Below are 20,171 nucleotides of genomic sequence, written 5' to 3'. Positions count from 1 at the left end.
CTTATTCAATATATATTTTGTCAGCCAGTTGGCTAAGTTTTTTGCGTACATGTTGTATGTTTAAAAATGCTTCAATATATTCCTCTCCGAAAAAGTTGATACCTTCGTCAAGCAGGAGGAGTAAATTTAAAAGGAAATAAGATTCCTTTTTTCGAATTGCATCATGTGCAGTGGTTTCAATCGAATTAATCAAACGGTCAAATTCACCCCTTAGTTCGATGAATAAGTAATTTTTAGGAATGACGTTTGGACATGAATAACACGAATTTAATCGTGGGTATTCACAATTTGGAGACGTTATGCACTGGGCATTTTCAGTCTTTGAAGGCATTTCCCCTTTAAAAATCTTTACTAATAATTCAATGAGAGATTCTTTGCTTAGCTTTGCCAATCGCGACATAACAGAGCTTTGTTTTTGTTTGATCTGCAAAAGAAATTGAGCCCATAATTCAGTGTTAACTGGGCTGCCTAATTGATCCCGAAGCGCTGAAATTGCTAGTGTTTTGTCTTCCATTGTTCGGGGCGCATCATCTTTTTCGCTAGCCAATAATATCAAGTAATTATATAGCCACCCGAAATGCCCTCGCCGAAAGAGGTTGGCAGACACTTGATTCAAGCTGCCGTCTTTGTTCGTAGCTTGAACATAAATAGCCGTGGTCTCAGCGCTGTTATGGGATCTTACCCTCTGAGTAAGTTCCAGTGCCACATCAGAATCATTCCCGTCTTCGTCACTTATGCTATAAAACAGGTAAGTCATCGTACTGTTGTTAAACTTCAAGCTTTTAAAGGGTTCAAGTGTTGAATCTAACTTAAAAAAATGTTGATGTCGATTTTTCCCTGAGGTAGCCACCGTTTTAATTTTTGTCCCCGTAATGAAAGATTCTAGCAGAAATGAGTTCTTATTTTTCTGTCTATGCAATTCCGAAATAATCAGTGCTGTCGATAATGCTTCAACCAGTTCCGGCTCGACTAAGAATGTAACAAACGCAGTTGTTTTACTTGTCTGGATTGATCGAAAATGCAAATACAATTGATTGATGACTTTTTGGCACTGTGTAATCGATAATATATTGTTGTTGAACCAATCAAAGGAATCGACCTGAATCGAGAAGATGTCGATATTAGGAGTCTTAAAAACAATATCAGAAGCTCTCCATGCGTTCGTAAGGTGCATAATTGTAAATGCCCACATATTTGCGTAATACTCATTGCTGATGGCATTCGGTAAGTGCAACGATGCATCTTTCACATACCTGTAGAAGGAATAAAATGCTTCAGGAGAATAAATTTCCTTTTCCTTCTTTTTATCCTTGATTAATTTAGAAACTACGTACTGTTTCGGGACCGGAAGGTCACGGCTGGAGTAACAATAGTAATAAAATGAAATGAATATTCGTTTGGTATGCTCATTGGTCATCTGTTCGTATACGATGCCATCTATTACGCTAACATCCAATTCATGTAAGTTTTTATCCAAGTACCTTAATGTTTCGAACATAAACTTGTAATAATTGAAAAAGGTTCGAATGTGTCTTGGGTTTCCTCTTAATTTGCTCAATTTAATCTTACAGAACCCCGTAAATAGCTCTGCCGTTTTCCCTAAATGAAACGGCAAAGGAAAGACAGTTATATAGTGTAAAAGCTCTTCTAAGGCGTCTTTATTCGTATAGATGTCTCCCTTTTTTTCGTACCGATGTTGGCGGGTGTTCTCGATAAAATGATTTGCCTCTTCAATCGGAATACAATAAATCCCTTTAATCTTTTGGGCGTTTGGAAACAACTGTTTATTTCTGACCTTCAACCGCAGTGAATCATATGGAACTCCTGTCTTTTCGGCTATCATTTTGAGACTTAATGTATCGGTAGGAATAAGAACTGCTGTTTTGTCCTCAATCATAGATATCCGGCGTTGCTTATAATCATCGATTGATTCCACTGGTATCATCCATTTGGTTTGGCTTGAATTAATAGGAACCTTAATAGCGCCCTTAATTTTTTCGGTATTTATAAGTACGGAAACAGTAGCCTGTCCGATTTGTAATAATTCCGCAGCCGTTCTAGTATCCACATAGTGTTCTAGCCCAGGAATTGAAGAGGGTGCTTTAGGTTTCTTACCTTTTATAAGATCGAAGATAAGGTTTAAATCCTTCGTATGTATATAGGGGTTTCCCATATGCAGGATGTACGGGATTTTCGATTTCCAGTAGTGAAAATCGAAATCCAAATTCAATTTTTCCTTAGCCTGATTTATCCTTAAGTATTCATTTGGATTAAAGCCGTCGTAATAACCGATACTTTGTTTGATTTCATTAATAGAATCCAATTTAAATAGATATTTGTCTTTGTATAAATGCCCATTTACAATCAAGCCACTTTTAATGAATCTAAGGATTTTTGACTGACTCACATCCAGTATGCTGCTCAACTGTTTTGTGTTTATATAATCCTCCTCATTTACATAACCGCATAATTTTTTTATCTCATCTATTGAGCTAAGAGGGATGTAGGTTGTGTTACCGCCATATCTTACAGTGTCTTTGACCCATCCCCTTTTAATCCAATTCAAATAAGTTTCACGGCTGATATTAAAGAACCGAAGAAATTCATCGAGACGCATGTACTCGTCCGTATTTATAAATCCCACGTTCCTTTTTATCAAAGGGATAGTTTCCTTTGGTATTAAGGATTGATTATTGATTTCCACGATTGATGGCACTTTTCCCTCGGATATCCATCTTATGACGGTACTATGGCTGACAATTAAAACCCTTGCGAGTTCTGATTTTGTGAGATATTCCGACGATGTGTTTTGCAATGCTTTAATGCTCCTTTTGACTATTGCGTTTTTCAATCAATCTTGGAATATACGTTCCGTGCATATTATTAAATTTTTCTTCTAATTTCTTTCGCATGCGTTCTGTCCTTGACATATAGGAAAGAGACGAAAGGAGGCTTTTGTCGCCACGCGGAAATGCGATATCGTACGGATTTTCAGCTATCTCGGCTAACATGTTTGTAAAGGTTCCTCTTCCAATATGGGTGGACCAACTCATCATGCTCAAATGGTGGGCAATCAGTTTATCGTCGCTGTCTCCGTATGTTTTTAAGTATTCAATGAAGCATCTTTTTAATTTATCGAAGTATTGACGATAACTACGTCCGGACATAGCTTTTCCATCCCTATTTACAAAAAGTGCGTTGCTTTTATCCGCCGCAGCGAACAATTCAATATGATCATTGAATAGAGATTCACCCCAATCCCTAATCTGAAAAACCCTTTGTTTTCTGCTGCGCTTTACATTGCTGCTGCCTGAACTATCTTTAAGGTCAGTACGGAAGTTTTGATCTTTAATATCAAAAAGAAAATCCCCATTCGCTATTCTCCTCTTTAGCTGGGTGCGTTTTAAATTGACCACTTCTCCCACTCGAAGTCCGCCGAATAATTGTATATAAACCCCAAGAGCAATTGGTCTTGCCACAAGAATTGCTATTTCAATTAAGAGAGGTATGTATCGAATCGGAAATGCATGCTCGACATTTGATGGGCGATGCTCTGGATAAACCACCTGAAAAGGGGATTCGTAATAGCTTTTTCCCTGTTGCGTTACTTTTTTGATAAACCGATTTCTGTCCAGGTTGCTAACACCCTTACCAATTAACCAAAGGTAAAAATACGTGAGCGTCCTTTCGCTGTCTTTTACTGAACCCCTGGACTGTCCTTCGGAGGTCAGCGTATTTAGATAATTGTTGCCGTCCGAAAAATTCAAATCAGATAAAGAGCGAATGTCCATACTACGTTTGTTAAATAGTAGATAATTAAGGAATTTCACAGTATTTAACGCATGTTTCCTTTGAGTGTTGAACTTTTTTGCCTGCCAGTAGTTTATAATAAAATCCGTCAAAGGATGGATAATGTGGGTACCTGTATCAAGATTTTTTAACGCGACCGCCGCGAACTGCTTTTTTATAATTTTGCCATCGCTTAATGTCCCCCAATCAATCCAAACAGAAATCATAATAAATTTAAAGTTTCGAAGAGTTGTGATTGTAGACGGTTTTAAATTGACCATTTGTCCTCCAATGAACAATATTTATGTACAATGTTACCGAAAGATAATTTGTTGGATATGTTGCGTTTTCTATAGTATCATTCTGTCGGTTTTTGTACAATAATATTTTTGTCAAAACTCTTAAAATCCTATTCTTACAAGCTATAAATCAATTATTTTTGTACAAATTATTTTTGTGCAATTTGATGGAGATAACTTCAGCTTGATGGGATTCGTTTGCATTCCGAAATCCACTTTGTCGACAAATTGAGACCGCCTTTTTAACGGTTTTCACAATGAACTAAAAGGACATGTCATTAAGATCTTCTTTTATGAGTGAGTACATATATAAATCATCGAATTTGCCACAAGTATATTCATAATGCCTTAGCAATCCTTCTTTTCTAAATCCCTGTTTTTCCACTAGTTTTTGGGATGGGTGATTATCAGGTTCAATTAAAGCCTGAATCCTTTCTAGGTGAAAGTGACGATAACCATACATAACAACGGCTTCCAACGCTTCACTTGCAATGCCTTTTCCCCAATGATCTTTACTTAATTCATATCCAATTTCAGCTCGATGATGTTTGGTGACCATATTCAGAAAACCACAACTTCCTATAACTCTATCGGAATCTTTTAATGTAATTCCCCACCTAATTCCCGAACCTTCTTGGAATATAGATTCGTACCACTTAATTTCATCCCATACGTCATTTACTGTTTGGCATGGATCTAACCCCATCGGCTTCACTACATCCGTATCAGATAGATATTTATACATATCACCCGCGTCTTCTATTGTTACTTCCCTTAAAATCAATCGTCGTGTTTCAATAAGCGGAAATACCTTCCCCATCTTATTTCCCTCCTCCAAAGTCCAACTTTCCATATTTTACTGTTTTAATCATTACCTAATTAAAGCCGATAATCAACGCTTTATTGCTTAAGTTTTAATGATAATAAATACAAGGCGTCCCTACTTTCGTAGAAACGCCTTGTATCCGTTTACTTGATTCCTTCATTTAAAGAATTCGGTTCCTTTACTGCTTTTATACTGAAACCAGCACAAATCAAGTCATTCATATTTGTTGAAATCGTACGATGATACTTTACTACGTTTTCGGTTAAGAAGGTTGTTTCTCTCAAACCTTCGAATTGATAGTTGTCCACTGGCCAATGCAGATGATTTCCGTGATCATCTACATACCAATCTTGTTCATTGCGAGAAGTAAAGATTGGATGTTCAACCGAGAAAACAAAAGTGCCCCCAGGCTTTAGACAATCATGGACCTTTTTGCAAATGGCCTCATATGACTCAATATAATGAAAAACCAACGAACTGATAACCACATCAAATTCAGAATCGGAAAAATCAATGTCTTCAATTGGCGTTTTAATATATAAAATGAAAGGGTCATCCGTTTTCTCACGTGCTCTTTGAAGCATGTTGTCGGAAATATCCACACCAACAATAGAACTAGCTTGTTGCTCACGGGCAAATCGGCAATGCCAGCCAAAACCGCAGCCCAAATCAAGTACACTTTTATTATGCAGATTTGTCATTAGCCCTTTTAATACATGGCATTCTCCAGCAGCTTCAAGTCCTTTGACTGAACGAGGCATTTGCTCATACGCAGAAAAGAAATTTGCATCATCATATTTGTTTTGTTTCATATTTATACATCCCCTATAATTCAAGATAGCCTCCTAAGATTTATAACACTTCTATTACAGGAGGCTACCTATCTCCTTCTCACCATTTTTTTCACCTCTTTTTCTTGATGAATTACTGTCCTTCTCCTAACACATTGCTTGTTTTCCTACCTCCCCATCTGAAGTTCATATTCCTTCAAACAACAACCCTTCATATTAAGCTCTTTTGACAATTAGTTGAAATCCCTGATTTCAACAAGATAAATTGTATACATTAGGACTTATATCCTAATGTCTTTTTTAGGAATAAGACTTTTTTACTCATCCTTAATAAGTTATCAAAAAAATAAGCAAACTATACCATATTGCAGCTAAACGGAATCTGCTTAGGCTTAATTCGCTACAAATTAATCCAGGTAGTAAAAAGGATAATGTATATCGCTTAATCAAAATTTAATGGGGTGAATATTTTATGAGAATGAAAAAAGCATTAATAGGTCTCTCACTCTTATGTATGATTGTTCCTGGTATTGCCAAATCGGCTGATTCCGTTGCTGAAATTAATCGAAGCAATATCGTGGCAAATTGGAAATTCACAAAACAACATGTTAAAAGCGGTTCAATCGATAACGGTAATTTAATTATAGAAGATACAAGCAAACATGGAAATGATTTAGAGTTGGTGACGATAGGTGATCCTGACTCGACTGAATTAAAAAATATGATTCAATGGTCTGAAGAAGATTATCATGATCAAGAAAAAGTGGATAGCTTGGAGTTCGCTAATTACGAAAACGCCCCTTCAGGAAGATATTTCAAAACCAAAGAGGGTTCTCCTATCAATTCGGAGAAATTCGATAAGGGTTTTACCATTGAAGCGATTTTTAAGTTGCCAAGTGATTCCAAGAGTGTCATGGGGCTTTTTTCTAGACAAGGACAGGCTGCAGATCTTAATAAAATGGAAGGCGAGAAGAAAATCCTTTCTGCTTTAACTGTATCCAGTGATCAAAAAATCCACTGGACAAGCCATCCATCTAATTTAAATTATAATGTAAGCAATTGGTCTCGATCATTAAATGCTGATGAATGGTACCATTTGGCGGTTGTTAATGATGGTAACACGACGACTTTAACTTTGAATGGCGTTAGTGATTACGGAAAATCAGAAAAAGTAATAGGTATTGCAGCAGTTAAAGGTAAAGGTTGGAACATCGGAGCATCTGAGTGGGGAAATAAGTTCAATGCCCTATTCAAAGGGAATATCCAGGAAATACGAATGGCTAATAAGGCTTTAACTGAAAAAGAATGGCTTGTGCGGGATGCTCGTGACGATGAACCATTCGAAGGATCAAACAAAGCTTTACCCTTTCTAACGAATAAAAAGAATTACAATTTCCTTTTTATACCAGACACACAGAAATATTCAAGCCAAAATCCAGAGATTTTCAATAGCCAAATGAGCTGGATTTCCAATAACGCCAAGAAGAACAATATTATCATGAATACATTTGTTGGGGACATTGTCGATAGTGATTTAGAAAAACAATGGCAGAATTCCCTTGGAGCCATTTCCCACTTGGATAAAAAGGAAGTTCCATATATGATGGCGGCTGGGAATCATGACTATGCGGACGGAGATCCTTTCTTAACACATTATGGGCCTCAGCGTTTTTTGAATAAAAAATACTATAAGGGGTCTTCTCACTCTGGATATAGTTCATATGCAATCGCTAAGGCTGGGAGTTATGAATACTTAGTTTTAATAGTGGATATGAAAAATCTGCATAAGGACCTTGAATGGTCAAAGAAGATTCTAAAACAGCATAAAGATAAACCGACAATCCTCGTCTCGCATGATATTATATTTCCGAAGGTTAAGGGGGATAAAACCATCGCAGTCGAATCGTCTAATGGCCGGCTGATTTGGGATGAACTCGTAAAGGATCATAATCAAGTTTTCATGACGGTTAATGGACATTATTTTGGGATAGCACATCGGGTAAAACAAAACTCAGCAGGAAATGATGTCATACAAATGCTGGTCAATTACCAAACGAATTATCGAGGGGGGAATGGCTGGCTTAGACTTGTGGAATTTGATGAAAAGAAAAATGCATTGGTATTCCGTACCTATTCCCCATTTGTCGACGAAATGTCTAAAAAAGAAAAATCCTATATCGATTATAAATTTTTAACAGGTGAAAGTAATTCATTTAAATTGGATTGGGACTTTAAAAATAGATTTAATTTTAGGTAATTAAAAGAGGAGGAAAAAATCCAATTCCCCAGGTGTAACTGATCGATCTCAGCAACCTGGGTGAATTCCTTTATTGGGTGCCTCCTATGTGTTGAGTCGTTCAAGAAGGATAAACGTTCATTCTTCATGATGAATTTAAAATGCTGTGATTTTTTCTAGTTCGTTTAAACAACTATCATGCTGCTTTTTTCATTACTGATTTATACTTTCCTAACCCATTAACGACAAGAACCCCTAATATCGCAATTCCTCCGCCAATGACCGAAAGAGTACTAGGTACTTCCCGCAGCCAAACCCAAGCGACGAATATGGCAATCACAGGTTCAAGGTATAACAAACTAGAAACGGAACTGGCTTTTCCTAAAGATAGTGCGACTGCCCAAGTTACATAACCGATGGCCGCAGGGAAAATACCAACAAAAATCGCTGATAAATGACCTTCCATTGTAGCATTTTGAATTTCTTGGAATAGCCCAGGAAAAAATATAAAAAAGGGTATTGTACCGATCCATGTGAAATAAGCTGTCAATTCAATTGGATTATAGCGGCTAAACAGGGGTTTTTGGAAAACAAAAAACACCGCAGAAGCGATAGCAGACATCAGCACTAAAAAGGCTCCTTCAGAAATATTCAGGGAAGGGCCTGCAGTACCTAATGTTATTAAGGTGATTCCTGTGAATCCTATTCCTAAACCAATCCATCCGAATAGGCCGAGGCGTTCTTTTAAAACGAAAGCAGCAATGATCGCAATGAAGACAGGTGCTGAACCAATCAGCATTCCAGCCGTTCCCGCCGAAACTGTTAGTTCCCCGAACGTCACTCCGATATGGTAAATGCTTATACCAATAAATGCAAGGATCGATATTCTCAACAGATCCTCTTTTTTAGGGAGACGAAATTTCACCCCAGGCCATAGAGCATAAAGGACAAAAATCCCTGATGCTATTAGATAACGAACAAGTACCAAATGGCCAGCTGAATACCCGCCATGTAAGCTTGCACGAATAGCAGCGAATGTAGATCCCCAAATAATAACTGTAATTGATGCCAATAAAAATGCTTTTGTGTTCAAAACGTATTCCTCCCAACCATTCCCTATAACCTGAAGGTATCATGGATACGTGAGAACTTCAATAAAATTTCTATCTCGCTGTGAAGTGGCATAGTAAAATAACGAATAAGAATACATTCCCGAGATGTAATCATCTGTGAAAGAATCTTTTCCATATGGGATTGGATAGGAAATCTTCATTTAAAGATTGATCAGTTTAGAAAAGCATGCTAAACACTAGAGTTCTATATAAAAAGTTAAAACAAAGTTGATTGAGCGGGTGTGCGAGACTCCTGCGGAAAAAGCGTGCCCAGGGTCGACCGCCCGCGGAAAGCGAGTGCCTGGAGGCAAAGTTCAAATTGTACAAACCCTATCTACCTAAATTTTTAAACAAGAATAGATTATCCTTAATGTTTTTTCACTGTAATCCTTATTGGATTGAAGAAAATTTGCGACACTCCTGCCGAATTACTGGCTAGCCGAGACACCGCAGCCGCTTGCGGCAAGGAGGCAGAACCAATAATTTATTCTTAAACATATAACTTACCTCCATAAATCAAATATATTTTATACACTTACATTGATAACTCAATTGAAAATTATCATCTAGTTCCCCCTAATCTTGTTTTATATAAAAAACATAATTTCATATACATATCAATTCTAAATCAGCTGTCCTTTTTAGGTCGATTGTATTTTCGAAAAATTTAGATAATTCAGTGGATTACTTCACAAAAAAAACACTCATATAGAATGAATGAGTGTCAGTTTCCTTTAACTTCAGATAGAAATATGGAATATGCAAATGGAGATCAATTCAATAATATCGACATCTATTAAGGGATTCTTCATAACTTAATTTGTAATAAGTAACCCCCATCATGCCTAAAAGTCATCCGTAAATATCAACTGGAAATTGCTATTTTTCATATATTTCAAGAGGCAAATCATCCGGATCACAAAAAAAAGTAAACCTTTTTCCTGTTAACTCATCAACACGGATAGGTTCAACTGGAATGTTTTCTTTTTCTAAATCTTCAATCGCTTGATTAATATTTTCCACTTCAAAAGCAAGATGTCTAAGCCCTCTTGCTTCAGGATAACTTAAACGATGGGGACTATCAGGAAATGAGAACAATTCAAGCTGATATTCCCCTCCGACCATTAGGTCCAATTTATACGATTTCCTTTCTGGCCGATATGTTTCCTTCTCGATATCACACCCTAAAACATTCACATAGAAGTTTTTAGATTTTTCATAATCGGAACAAATTATTGCTACATGATGTATTTTTTTTACCTTCATTAGCTTCCTCCCTGAAGTTTGTTTTAAAATCTAATTTTACCAAAGTCATATAATAATAACTTAGATTCCAGGACTTTTCCGTTTTCAGAAACATTAGTGTCTTGTTTCTTAATTATTTCAATCGCTTTCATCCAATTTGCGGTTTATAGTTATAAAAATAGATGTTATTTCAGGAGATTAGATTCTCCAATAATGGTATTATCCAATAAAGTAACAAAATAGAACACATGATAACACAAACGGGTATAGTCGTCGTTAACAAATTTACCGTTCGCTTAGGGTTTTAACCAAGGCGAACCTTACTTCTATCGAAATGTCATGTTGAAAATGGAAGTGAATAAAGTGAAAGTGACTTTAGGGACGCGTGCTTCCAAAATATCGACAAAGACTTTCCATAATGATGAGGATGCTCGGTTTCTTGAATTCGTAAAGCATAACTATGAAAAGGAGCTCCCTGAAAAGTCCAGGAAACTCATTTATTTTAAAAGAGAACAAGGTACGTGATTTTGTGATTTTACCCTCTTCAAAACGGTGTCCGGGTGAATGAATTATCCAACTTAAGCTACGAGACCTGGATTTCGAAGAAAAACAAATACACTTTTTACGTAAGGGCAGTAAAAGGGATGTAGTTGCAGTCTCTCCTCCATCTATGCAGGACATAAAAGATTACCTAGCTGTTAGAAGAACGTTATGGCGGATCAAACGAAAATGGTTTGATGTTCATGCTCCATTTGTTTATTACTGATCCTGATAATATAGCTACCTTTTCAGTCTTTGCCTTCTTCGAGCAAACTCTTTTTAGATAGTGACGATTGTTCTTCCCCATACCTTAGAAACTCTTCACTTAGTTGTCTATAAACGTAGATTTATTAACTTCCCGATTCTGTACAAGAGATCTTCCTTGATACTGCCGGACCGTAAGACCTAGTGAAATACCCCAAATCAAGAACAATGAATACCAAATATAACCCCAAATTATAGGATGTATAGTTGAATCTTGATAAATAAATTGTGAGGAGGATGTCACACGACCGATTTCTATAAAAAACCTTAAGTAATAAAAACCGAGGCCCCAAAAGGTTAACCCGACTGATGAGATCCAACCAATTGTAAGTAGCATTAAACGAGGAAGTCTTCGCCCCCATGGTTTTATAAAAGAAAGTGCAAAAAGTGCTGCAAGAACAGCTACGAGGCCCATTGTCCAAAATCCAATAGCTATTGACCAAACGTTATTAGGGAACGAGTTATAGTCGCCAGGAAAAGCTACCGATATTCCCATCCCCCACCAAAGATGTGGTGCAGCGTATAAGAGTGCCGAAATACATGCCACGTAAGCCCAAGCTTTTGATTTCACTTTAGTCATCTTCAATAAATCCCCCCCTAATAATACTTTTTATTCCATTATATAATGGGATGAGGAAGAAAATGAGTGATGTATAAACTCTCAAAAACGTTTGATCTATCAACAGAGAGTGGCGATGTTAAGGTAGAGAATATCACTTCTAAAAAGATGACTGTAAAATATTTCCTGGTAACACCCACATGTCAAGCCCCTTTTCTTTCATGGCTTGAAGTTGTCGTCCTTCATTTTAATCTTTGCTGCTGACTCCTATGTATCCAAATTTCCGAAAACCATTTTCTAACACCTCACATTACTTTTCCATCTTAATTCCACTAAAATCGCTCGTAAAAGAGAATGTAAAATAATGAACGTTCGTAAAATGTTTTCGAACTTTAACGAACGTTAAAGTGAGTGAATTTTATCAAAAAATACCCCGTTCGAAACGAACGGGGTAAAGATTGGAATTTTCGAATTTCCTGAGAAAAGAAATTCATTTCGTCTGAAATAAAAAACATAGAAAATACATCCTCTTTGTATATTTCCACAAAAAGAATAGCCACTTTTTGGTTATGTGGATACAAATTCACCTTAGCTTATGCGATGGACAGCAACACAAACTAAAATTATTGATGTTAGAATTTTTTTAAGTAGGCAGAGAAAAATAATTCGTTGTATACGAAACATTTTGTAAAACGCTTTAAAACATCGCATTTATAACCGTCCTTATGAAAAATATCTATATATCCTTTCTCATCTCTTATAAAACGACCTTGATCTAACCAGTTCATAAGGATGTTACTTAGAGGCTTATGCTGGTACATGCAAGGCTCAATTGCAATGACTCGCCCATTTGCTTTTAATACTCGCTTAAATTCCTCCATATACGATTTTATGTCGTCACAAGAAATGTGATGTAACACGGAAATAATGAGAATATAATCGATACTTTCATTTTCAACTGGCAGAGAATATTCTTCTAAAACTTTAAATTCATAATTTGAATATAGCTTTTTCGAATACATAACTCTTTTTTGGTCAGGTTCTACTCCCATATAAAGGTCAGGAGAAAATAAAGTGCAGTTTACCCCTGTACCCGAACCGAAATCTAAGACAGTTTTATCATTAAAGTCAAATTCCTTTTGTAAGTAAAAATGTATATACTTCTCTGTAAACCACTTAGGACGTACTAAGTTATGATATAATTGCGGAAAAAATTCAGTTATAATATGCCCTTCACCAACTTTCCCCTAGATTTCTTAATTAAAATTCCTTTCTTCATTCGAAATTATGCAAAAAAGCCAAAAAACGGCTTTCCTATTTTCAATAATGATGGAATATCGCATAGCTCCCTGATAATAAATGATAACGATGATTTTCCGAAAACTTGACCAATTTCACTCGTTCTTTGATAGACGCTTATAAAGGACTTCTATTATGTATACTTGCAGATGCTTCATATCGGAAGAAAATAATTTCCAAGAGACTTAACCTTGGGCTTTAGTTAATATCCAAGTGATTATTCCTTATTTTGTTCCACATTAAGCTTTCTTTTTTTAGTCTAAAAACATAACTAAAATAATAACTTTTCAAATTTCGGGAAATATATTCATATCATATCCCGAGAAATGGTGGAAAATATAATAAGACCTTCACCCCAAAGAGAGGTGAAGGTGAGACAGAACTTTCGAAAACAAGGAAAAAATTTCTTGTTTACACTTTTAAATTCAAACTAAATTGAAAATCCATGTTCCTCTGTACTTTTTAAAGATTATGAATTGTTAGTTCATGAATAGTAATTTCCGGTCTGCTTCCTATACGAATATTAAACAAGGTTTGTCCAAGTCCCTCATTGATATAGAAAACTTTCCCTTGGTAATGAATAAGCCCCTTAATTAAGTTGAGACGAACAAGTTTTCCGAACTTTTTTAAGTGGTACGGTTTCGGCCAACAAATTTGACCGCCATGAAAATGTCCAGCAAGTAAATAATCAAAGTCGAACTTTTCCATTTGTAGAACAAGGTTAGGATCATGAGTTAAAACAAGTCGATAACCTTTTTCTATCAAGCCATCAAACGCTAAGCTTAGGTTGCTTCTCTTTGTATGGTAATCATCAATTCCGATAATATAAATTAAGTTTCCTTCCACAATAATCGTATCATTCTGATTTTGCATTGTTTTGATGTCATATTGTTCAAATAATTCCTTTAAACGACCAAAACTTTCCTCTCGTAAAATATAATCATGATTTCCGAAGACTGCATATATACCATATTTCGGATTAAATTGTTGTATTACTTCTAGATAAGGAATTATTTTAGGGATACTTTTCGTTCGATCTAAATAGTCGCCCGTTAAAGCGATCAAATCAAAATTCTCTTGCTTTAATTGATTATATAATTTTTCCGGAGAAATCGATAAGTTTTCTAAATGCATATCTGATAAATGAAGAACGCGGAGATTAGAACAGTTGTGGCTAGTCACATTTGCAGAAACAGGAGCTATGGTGTTAACGATTGCCTCTTTTGTATTTTTATTCGCCCTATATATAAAATAAACAAGAACGAGAAATATCAACATAAAGAATAAAAGAATCAAACTATTTCCTCCTTCCTTTAAATCAGTATAGGGATTGAGAAAAAAAAAGTAAAATGAAAATAAAGGAAGTCAAAACGTGTCTTAAGAACCTGACAGCCGAGGGCTTAAATGGTTGCACGATCCGTTGAAGGTGCAGAACTAACAGAAAATGATCATATTTCATTATTCCAATGTGGAGTTATGTCCACATTGGTGGCAGCATTAAATAGTTATCAGGTGTGAATCTTTATCCCCTATAAAAATGAAAAAAAGCATAACCACGTTGGGTATGCTTTTCTTTACCAGTTATCCGTTTTATCTAATAATTGATCAATGTCAAATGTATCGAGATGGAATGGAATTGACTCTTCGGCAAGTTCTTCAGTAGCTAAAAGCAATTGGTCAATATCTATTATAGTCAAAATCATTTCGCCTCCCTTTTAATCACTTTTACCCTCATAAAATTACTTCTAATCGTTAATTCTTTTGGTGGTATCATTACTTAATTATTACATTTGACAATTATTTATGGGGCATTTCACAGGAACTGACAACGATCTTTGTCTCCATATTCTCTCCAGAGCAAAAAGCAGATTTTGTTCAAAGGACGAGCAAGTACCAAGCTTAAAGATTTAATGGACTTGTATGGTGGTTAAGCCAAAAGCAGGAGTACTTCACCACAGTTATGTAGCTGCCAATCTTTAACGTGAGGCTTGATAAGTCTGTAGGGTTTCAATGGATATACTCATATCGTGCAGTCTATTCAGCAGGAAGTACCATTGATTTTCACTAAAACTATACGGCGGGCGCATTCGGGATTTTCGAAAAACCTCTCACTGGCTGCTTATTCAATAGAAAAAAGGAAATACGTGGTTCGGTACAAACTCTTAAGTCTCATCCAGCCGAACAGCGACAGTTACTCATTAAATCCGATATAAAATTGATCTTTGTGCAAAATTCGATCATAAGCATACCATGCAGCGAGCCAGCGTCCATGCGTATTGTTTGCTGCTCTTGGAATGTATCGAACCGAGAATCTTCCATCTCCCGCCCCAGCCCCTTCATAAGTACTGGCAAACGGAAATTCGTCACATTCGTATCCTTCAGGCTTACTTAGTTTGGAACACGCTGCATCTTTCGCCTTTCTATTGGCGTTATACTGCACCGAATCATATTTGGAATACAGTCGGGTAAGGCGAGGCCTACCTTGTATTCCAGGGATCAAACTTCCTGGGGACGTTAGTGCGTCCTTATGATGTTGAAAAGCTTCCGTCATGATGTTGAAGTAAGAGTTGTTCATGTCATAGTAGAAAACCGGTTGTACGTTAGCAAAGATTGCCCCTTCTTTAGGGTAGAAATTAGGGTTGAACACAAACATGTAATCGGCAGAGTCCATACGGATCTTCTCTTTAGGACCGTCTTCGGTAAGTGGCGGGTATTTATTACCAGGCGGGTCGATAGTCACCCTCGGCCATAGATCCATAAAGCTGACTTGATCCTTATTGCCTGCAGTAATAGGTGGCGGATCTGAATCAAAAATGGTGGATCCATCATCATTCGATCGCCATTGAGCCAACGTTCGCGTGGTAGGAGAATCATCCCCTATACAATCCCGGTTCTCAGAGATGCCGTCACACTTGATACTGACGGATACTTTGGAACCAATCCAACCTCTACTGTCCAAGTCCGTTTGGATATCGTCTACTTTATAATTGTAGGAGACAGTTCGCTGGCCATTGTAACCATTACCGATCACTGTCAATCGAAAGGAAACCCAATCACAAAAGAATGGGAATGAGCTGGGACCGCACCCCGCCGGATCCGAGTATACGATATAATTGGACCAACAGTAAGAATAGTGATTTTTGATCCACCCTTTTGATGCGTTCTCGTTCTCTACACAGGCATCAAATTGAATGTCATCATACTCGAAGGGAGGTGGTGTCCAATCGTCCCCTGCAACAGCAGTTTTAACCAAGTCCATTTTTACCGGATAAGTTTTTTTACTCTTTGCAGCTTCCGATGCCATCTGTTCCAAGGTTTGTTTTCTTGGTGCATGCTGTTGATCGGAGATTAGACCAAGTTCTTTTGGCGATTTACCTTGTTGAAGCTGTTTAATTACTTCATCAGCTTTTTCAGGATCATTGGTCGGGATAAAGTACATCTGTGGTTTGCCTTTGGAGGACTCCATCTCACCTGTTTCTTTGACTTCTGACACCTGATTTTGTTTAGCCTCAATTGACTTTGAAGTAACTAAAAAATTGAACACTAACGTCAGACTCAAGGTCACGGATAACCATAGTGAGTTTCTCTTCATTTTCCTACCTCCATTATTACTAATGTTCAGGGGACAATATCAAGTAATATATACAAATAATTCACTTACAACCAGCCTTGTGGTATAGAAAGCAATGACGGGAAAATGGCGAGTTTAAACAGGAGAAGTCCGTCTAAAATCACTTTATTCAGAAATTATTTGGATCACCTTTTTGATTCTAGAATTTGAAGAAATGAATAGCTCTCTATTTATTGTATATATTCTTACACCAGAACACGTTTCTAATAATTTCCATTATACCGTAAATGAAACTGTATAATTTTACAATTGTATAACAATTATAGTTTAGTATTTAAAACGGTTTTATTGAAATTTTTCAGTTAAGTGTCCCAAAATACCCTTTTGAGACTTTTTATTTTTGTGAGAATGCTAATAAAATGGAAGGAGCAATTGGATTTATTATTTTTTTGATCCTTAAAGGAACTAACACACCCGTTAGATCAATTAGAAAAGCGAATCTTATTAAAGAATCACGCCCTATTGTGGAACAAGAAACGGTTGACATAAAGCTGAATTTAGGAAGTTTCAACCATATTCATTTCCGGTTTTTACTGGTATAATATGGATGATTTTGTTAATGAGAGGGGAGAAAAAGATGAATCAACTTGTATTTAAGCAATTTGAGATGACAAGAGAATACTTCATCAAGAATGTAGAGTCCGTTTCTAAGGAACAAACTGATGTGCAGCCAGATGGTTTTAATAACACAATTCATTGGCATACAGGTCACGTTTTGACAATTACTGAACAAACTATGTTTGGTTTCCCGCATGTAACAACTCACCTTCCCACAAATTATATAGAATTGTTTGGGAATGGCACAAAACCAACTGATTGGACAGGGAATATACCTGCTATGGATCTGCTTCTTGTACAGTTGAAAGATCAATTAACTCGTTTAAAGCAAATTTCTACTGAACAGCTAGATCGAGATTTGGATACACCATTCCTAGGTTGTAAGACTGTTGGAGAACTTGCAGGTTTAACATTAATGCATGAAGCGACTCATATGGGGCAAATTCAGGCAATGAAGCGTATAATTGAACATGTAAGTGTTAAAAACTGAATGTAACAAAGTGTTATATTAAGATGAAAAAATCAGTCTAATAAAACTGGTTTTTTCTTTTGTTATATTTTATACATCATTAGTCTACATAACACTCTCTATTTTCATTTACTCCACTAACCATTCCTTCTTGAACACCGTTAATCCTCCATTTTTATTGAGCTATTCTGCCCCTTTAGTTTACGTACAATCCTTCACAAAATGCTCTATAGGTCGCTTGGTTTACTTGCTTCTTCTGATATAACTTCCCAGTTAACTATGGTAGTGCCATTCCTAACATTGTTATTGCATCTCTATTATAATCGAGTCCTATCAGCTATAAACGATTTTTTATCCTATTCACTTCAACCACCCCCCGTTAAAAACGCTACCTCAGCAACCTTCCTTATTGAAGTAAAGCACCTGTTAGTTCCACAAGGTTTTTTTACATGAGCAAATATTAAGAGTGTGTAAATTCATTTTTGAAATTAGAAATTAAACGTTTCTAAATAGTATACTTCAATATAGATAGTCGATATTGTGTGGATCGTCAGGAAGTGAAACATTGAAAGAAAAAGTACTGCAAAAACTTTTTCTTGGTTTTATACAGAAACACATATTGCATCACTCTAAAGAACACCTTATTTTTGGTCTTTGTGATTCTCAAAAAACTTAAAGAACACGGATATAACATCAGTTCGGGTACTTTATATCCGATTCTTCACACAACGGAAACTGATGGACTCTTAGTAAAAAAAGAACGAAACGTCGACTGGAAAATAAGGTAGTATTATTCGACCACTGAAAAAGGAAATACAGTTCTTATGGAAGCTAGAAAGAAAGCTTACGAACTTTTCAAAGAAATTAAAGAATAGGGGGAATAATGTAGTGGATCGAAGCAAAACAAAAAGAAGTTTTAAGTCACAAATTGAAATACTATTAGTTTCAACTAAGCTTGGTTTAACATCGTTTGGTGGACCAATAGCACATTTAGGTTACTTTCATAATGAGTATGTTAGACGAAGAAAATGGATGGATGAAAAAAGCTATGCTGATTTAATTGCTTTGTGTCAATTCTTGCCTGGTCCAGCTAGCAGTCAGGTTGGAATTGGAGTCGGAGTTATGCGGGGAGGTTTTATCGGTGGAATTTTAGCTTTCCTTGGTTTTACAATGCCTTCGGTGATAGTATTAGTAATATTAGCATTATTTCTCCAAGGAATGGATGTTTCAAATGCAGGCTGGATACACGGATTAAAAATAGTAGCCGTAGCCATAGTTGCACACGCCATTTTGGGGATGTCAAAAAATTTAACTCCAGATATAAAGAGAAAGACAATTGCATTAATAGCCTTGGTTGGAACCTTGATTTGGCAGACTTCCTTTGTACAAGTAGGTATTATTATACTGGCCGCATTGATGGGTTTTCTATTTTATAAACAACAAGACGAAAGTTATGAATCTAAAATTAATTTTCCGATTTCGCGTGGTGTCGGATTTGTTAGTTTAGCTTTATTTTTCGGATTACTGTTTCTACTTCCAATTTTACGGGAAGTTACTTCATCAAATTGGATTGCTCTGTTTGATAGCTTTTATCGGTCTGGTTCTTTAGTGTTTGGTGGAGGACACGTAGTCTTGCCATTGCTTGAACGTGAATTTGTCCCGACTGGTTGGCTAGATAAAGAGGCATTTCTTGCTGGATATGGTGCAACACAAGCTGTACCAGGACCATTATTTACGTTTGCAGCGTACATAGGTGCCATGATAAATGGATGGCAAGGTGGTTTATTAGCAACGATTGCTATTTTCTTACCTGCCTTTCTTCTTATTTTAGGGACTTTGCCATTTTGGGACATATTACGCCGTAATTCTAAAGTAAAAGGGGCATTAATGGGAGTAAATGCAGCAGTTGTAGGCATCTTGATTGCGGCATTTTATAATCCCATTTGGACCAGCTCCATCTTAGCTCCTATAGACTTTGCTTTTGCTGCTATCTTATTCAGTATGCTTGTGTACTGGAAATTGCCGCCTTGGGTTATAGTGATAACCGGTGCGATTGGTGGCTCACTTATGACGTTAATATGAATCGGGGTATGTTATTAATTTATCATTCCTCGGTTCCTCCTTTATTGAAATACTTTGTATGGAAGCTTTGACACGTTATTTTTCTTAGCCGGGAAACATCCTTCACAATACCAGGCAACATAAGTCTTCCTGTTCATACAGTGAGGTCATAGTCTTCATGTCATACCAGCATCTTCAAAATAGGCATAGCTCGCTCTTTCATTGTAATTCTTTCTTATCGATTAAATTATTTTTCTAAAAATGCACATCTCCATTAGGGGAAGTTACACCAAAACACCCCCCTTGGTAGCCAAGGGGGGTGTTTTCTTTCACTTTTATTATTTATGTATGATTTATTCAGCTAAAAAAGGATATTATTCTCTAAGTCCTCTTCCGGTATCGGCCCCGCCTACGCCATATGATAGCCACACATGCTATCCAACCCATTGTTATTATATTAGAAAGCGCTTACATTTCCAAAGATTACTAGAA

At 36.5% G+C, this 20,171-nt stretch carries 14 protein-coding genes and 1 pseudogene; 4 read left to right on the top strand and 11 right to left on the bottom strand.

Annotation, left to right across the window (positions count from 1 at the left end):
- Nucleotide 1: 1 nt before the first annotated feature.
- The 4 genes from Q8G36_RS22845 to Q8G36_RS22830 form a co-directional block, all read right to left on the bottom strand.
- Nucleotides 2-2,815, bottom strand: coding sequence for a helix-turn-helix domain-containing protein (locus Q8G36_RS22845; RefSeq protein ID WP_305161313.1), 2,814 nt, complete (start codon nucleotides 2,813-2,815; stop codon nucleotides 2-4).
- A gap of 4 nt (nucleotides 2,816-2,819) precedes the next feature.
- Nucleotides 2,820-4,070: a hypothetical protein gene (locus Q8G36_RS22840; protein WP_305161314.1), complete on the bottom strand. Its 1,251-nt coding sequence runs from the start codon at nucleotides 4,068-4,070 to the stop codon at nucleotides 2,820-2,822.
- 280 nt (nucleotides 4,071-4,350) lie between these two features.
- Entirely contained in the window at nucleotides 4,351-4,908 is a 558-nt protein-coding gene (locus Q8G36_RS22835) for a GNAT family N-acetyltransferase (protein ID WP_305161315.1), read from the bottom strand.
- Between the two features lie 149 nt (nucleotides 4,909-5,057).
- Nucleotides 5,058-5,726, bottom strand: coding sequence for a class I SAM-dependent methyltransferase (locus Q8G36_RS22830; protein WP_305161316.1), 669 nt, complete (start codon nucleotides 5,724-5,726; stop codon nucleotides 5,058-5,060).
- A gap of 451 nt (nucleotides 5,727-6,177) precedes the next feature.
- Here Q8G36_RS22830 and Q8G36_RS22825 point away from each other — a divergent pair, with 451 nt between their 5' ends.
- Nucleotides 6,178-7,962, top strand: coding sequence for a LamG-like jellyroll fold domain-containing protein (locus Q8G36_RS22825; protein WP_305161317.1), 1,785 nt, complete (start codon nucleotides 6,178-6,180; stop codon nucleotides 7,960-7,962).
- Between the two features lie 175 nt (nucleotides 7,963-8,137).
- Here the strand turns inward: Q8G36_RS22825 and Q8G36_RS22820 are convergent, their stop codons facing one another.
- The 7 genes from Q8G36_RS22820 to Q8G36_RS22795 all read right to left on the bottom strand — a co-directional run bounded on the left by Q8G36_RS22820 (nucleotide 8,138) and on the right by Q8G36_RS22795 (nucleotide 16,552).
- Entirely contained in the window at nucleotides 8,138-9,034 is an 897-nt protein-coding gene (locus Q8G36_RS22820; protein WP_305161318.1) for a DMT family transporter, read from the bottom strand.
- An 898-nt stretch (nucleotides 9,035-9,932) separates the two neighbouring features.
- Complete coding sequence (locus Q8G36_RS22815) at nucleotides 9,933-10,319, bottom strand: VOC family protein (RefSeq protein ID WP_305161319.1); 387 nt, start codon at nucleotides 10,317-10,319, stop codon at nucleotides 9,933-9,935.
- A gap of 844 nt (nucleotides 10,320-11,163) precedes the next feature.
- A complete protein-coding gene (locus Q8G36_RS22810) occupies nucleotides 11,164-11,682 on the bottom strand; it encodes a DUF3995 domain-containing protein (RefSeq protein ID WP_305161355.1) in 519 nt (172 codons plus the stop codon).
- Nucleotides 11,683-12,293: 611 nt separating this feature from the next.
- The gene (locus Q8G36_RS29410) at nucleotides 12,294-12,818 is read right to left on the bottom strand and encodes a methyltransferase domain-containing protein (protein ID WP_423806861.1); all 525 of its coding nucleotides are present in this window, start codon (nucleotides 12,816-12,818) and stop codon (nucleotides 12,294-12,296) included.
- Nucleotides 12,819-13,422: 604 nt separating this feature from the next.
- Complete coding sequence (locus Q8G36_RS22805; protein ID WP_370694085.1) at nucleotides 13,423-14,256, bottom strand: metallophosphoesterase; 834 nt, start codon at nucleotides 14,254-14,256, stop codon at nucleotides 13,423-13,425.
- Between the two features lie 278 nt (nucleotides 14,257-14,534).
- Entirely contained in the window at nucleotides 14,535-14,663 is a 129-nt protein-coding gene (locus Q8G36_RS22800; protein WP_305161320.1) for a hypothetical protein, read from the bottom strand.
- A 488-nt stretch (nucleotides 14,664-15,151) separates the two neighbouring features.
- A complete protein-coding gene (locus Q8G36_RS22795; protein ID WP_305161321.1) occupies nucleotides 15,152-16,552 on the bottom strand; it encodes a NucA/NucB deoxyribonuclease domain-containing protein in 1,401 nt (466 codons plus the stop codon).
- A 616-nt stretch (nucleotides 16,553-17,168) separates the two neighbouring features.
- Here Q8G36_RS22795 and Q8G36_RS22790 point away from each other — a divergent pair.
- The 3 genes and pseudogenes from Q8G36_RS22790 (at nucleotide 17,169) to Q8G36_RS22780 (ending at nucleotide 19,700) form a co-directional block, all read left to right on the top strand.
- Nucleotides 17,169-17,639 (top strand): DinB family protein, encoded by a 471-nt coding sequence (locus Q8G36_RS22790; protein WP_305161322.1) that lies wholly within the window; start codon nucleotides 17,169-17,171, stop codon nucleotides 17,637-17,639.
- A 544-nt stretch (nucleotides 17,640-18,183) separates the two neighbouring features.
- A pseudogene (locus Q8G36_RS22785) lies at nucleotides 18,184-18,493 on the top strand (helix-turn-helix transcriptional regulator).
- Nucleotides 18,494-18,506: 13 nt separating this feature from the next.
- On the top strand, nucleotides 18,507-19,700 hold the full coding sequence (locus tag Q8G36_RS22780; RefSeq protein WP_305161323.1) for a chromate transporter: 1,194 nt from the start codon (nucleotides 18,507-18,509) through the stop codon (nucleotides 19,698-19,700).
- Nucleotides 19,701-20,171: the final 471 nt, after the last annotated feature.

Source organism: Peribacillus frigoritolerans (assembly GCF_030676415.1).
In the GTDB taxonomy this organism is placed as follows: domain Bacteria; phylum Bacillota; class Bacilli; order Bacillales; family DSM-1321; genus Peribacillus; species Peribacillus frigoritolerans_A.
The sequence above is the reverse complement of the archived record's forward strand: the minus strand, read 5'-3'. Positions and strand labels throughout refer to the sequence as shown.

What these genes read in the sequence shown, in the direction of transcription:
- Q8G36_RS22840 (WP_305161314.1), bottom strand. Translation starts at nt 4,070, where the DNA reads ATGGTCAATTTAAAACCGTCTACAATCACAACTCTTCGAAACTTTAAA.
- Q8G36_RS22835 (WP_305161315.1), bottom strand. Translation starts at nt 4,908, where the DNA reads ATGGGGAAGGTATTTCCGCTTATTGAAACACGACGATTGATTTTAAGG.
- Q8G36_RS22830 (WP_305161316.1), bottom strand. Translation starts at nt 5,726, where the DNA reads ATGAAACAAAACAAATATGATGATGCAAATTTCTTTTCTGCGTATGAG.
- Q8G36_RS22825 (WP_305161317.1), top strand. Translation starts at nt 6,178, where the DNA reads ATGAGAATGAAAAAAGCATTAATAGGTCTCTCACTCTTATGTATGATT.
- Q8G36_RS22815 (WP_305161319.1), bottom strand. Translation starts at nt 10,319, where the DNA reads ATGAAGGTAAAAAAAATACATCATGTAGCAATAATTTGTTCCGATTAT.
- Q8G36_RS22810 (WP_305161355.1), bottom strand. Translation starts at nt 11,682, where the DNA reads ATGACTAAAGTGAAATCAAAAGCTTGGGCTTACGTGGCATGTATTTCG.
- Q8G36_RS22800 (WP_305161320.1), bottom strand. Translation starts at nt 14,663, where the DNA reads ATGATTTTGACTATAATAGATATTGACCAATTGCTTTTAGCTACTGAA.
- Q8G36_RS22795 (WP_305161321.1), bottom strand. Translation starts at nt 16,552, where the DNA reads ATGAAGAGAAACTCACTATGGTTATCCGTGACCTTGAGTCTGACGTTA.
- Q8G36_RS22790 (WP_305161322.1), top strand. Translation starts at nt 17,169, where the DNA reads ATGAATCAACTTGTATTTAAGCAATTTGAGATGACAAGAGAATACTTC.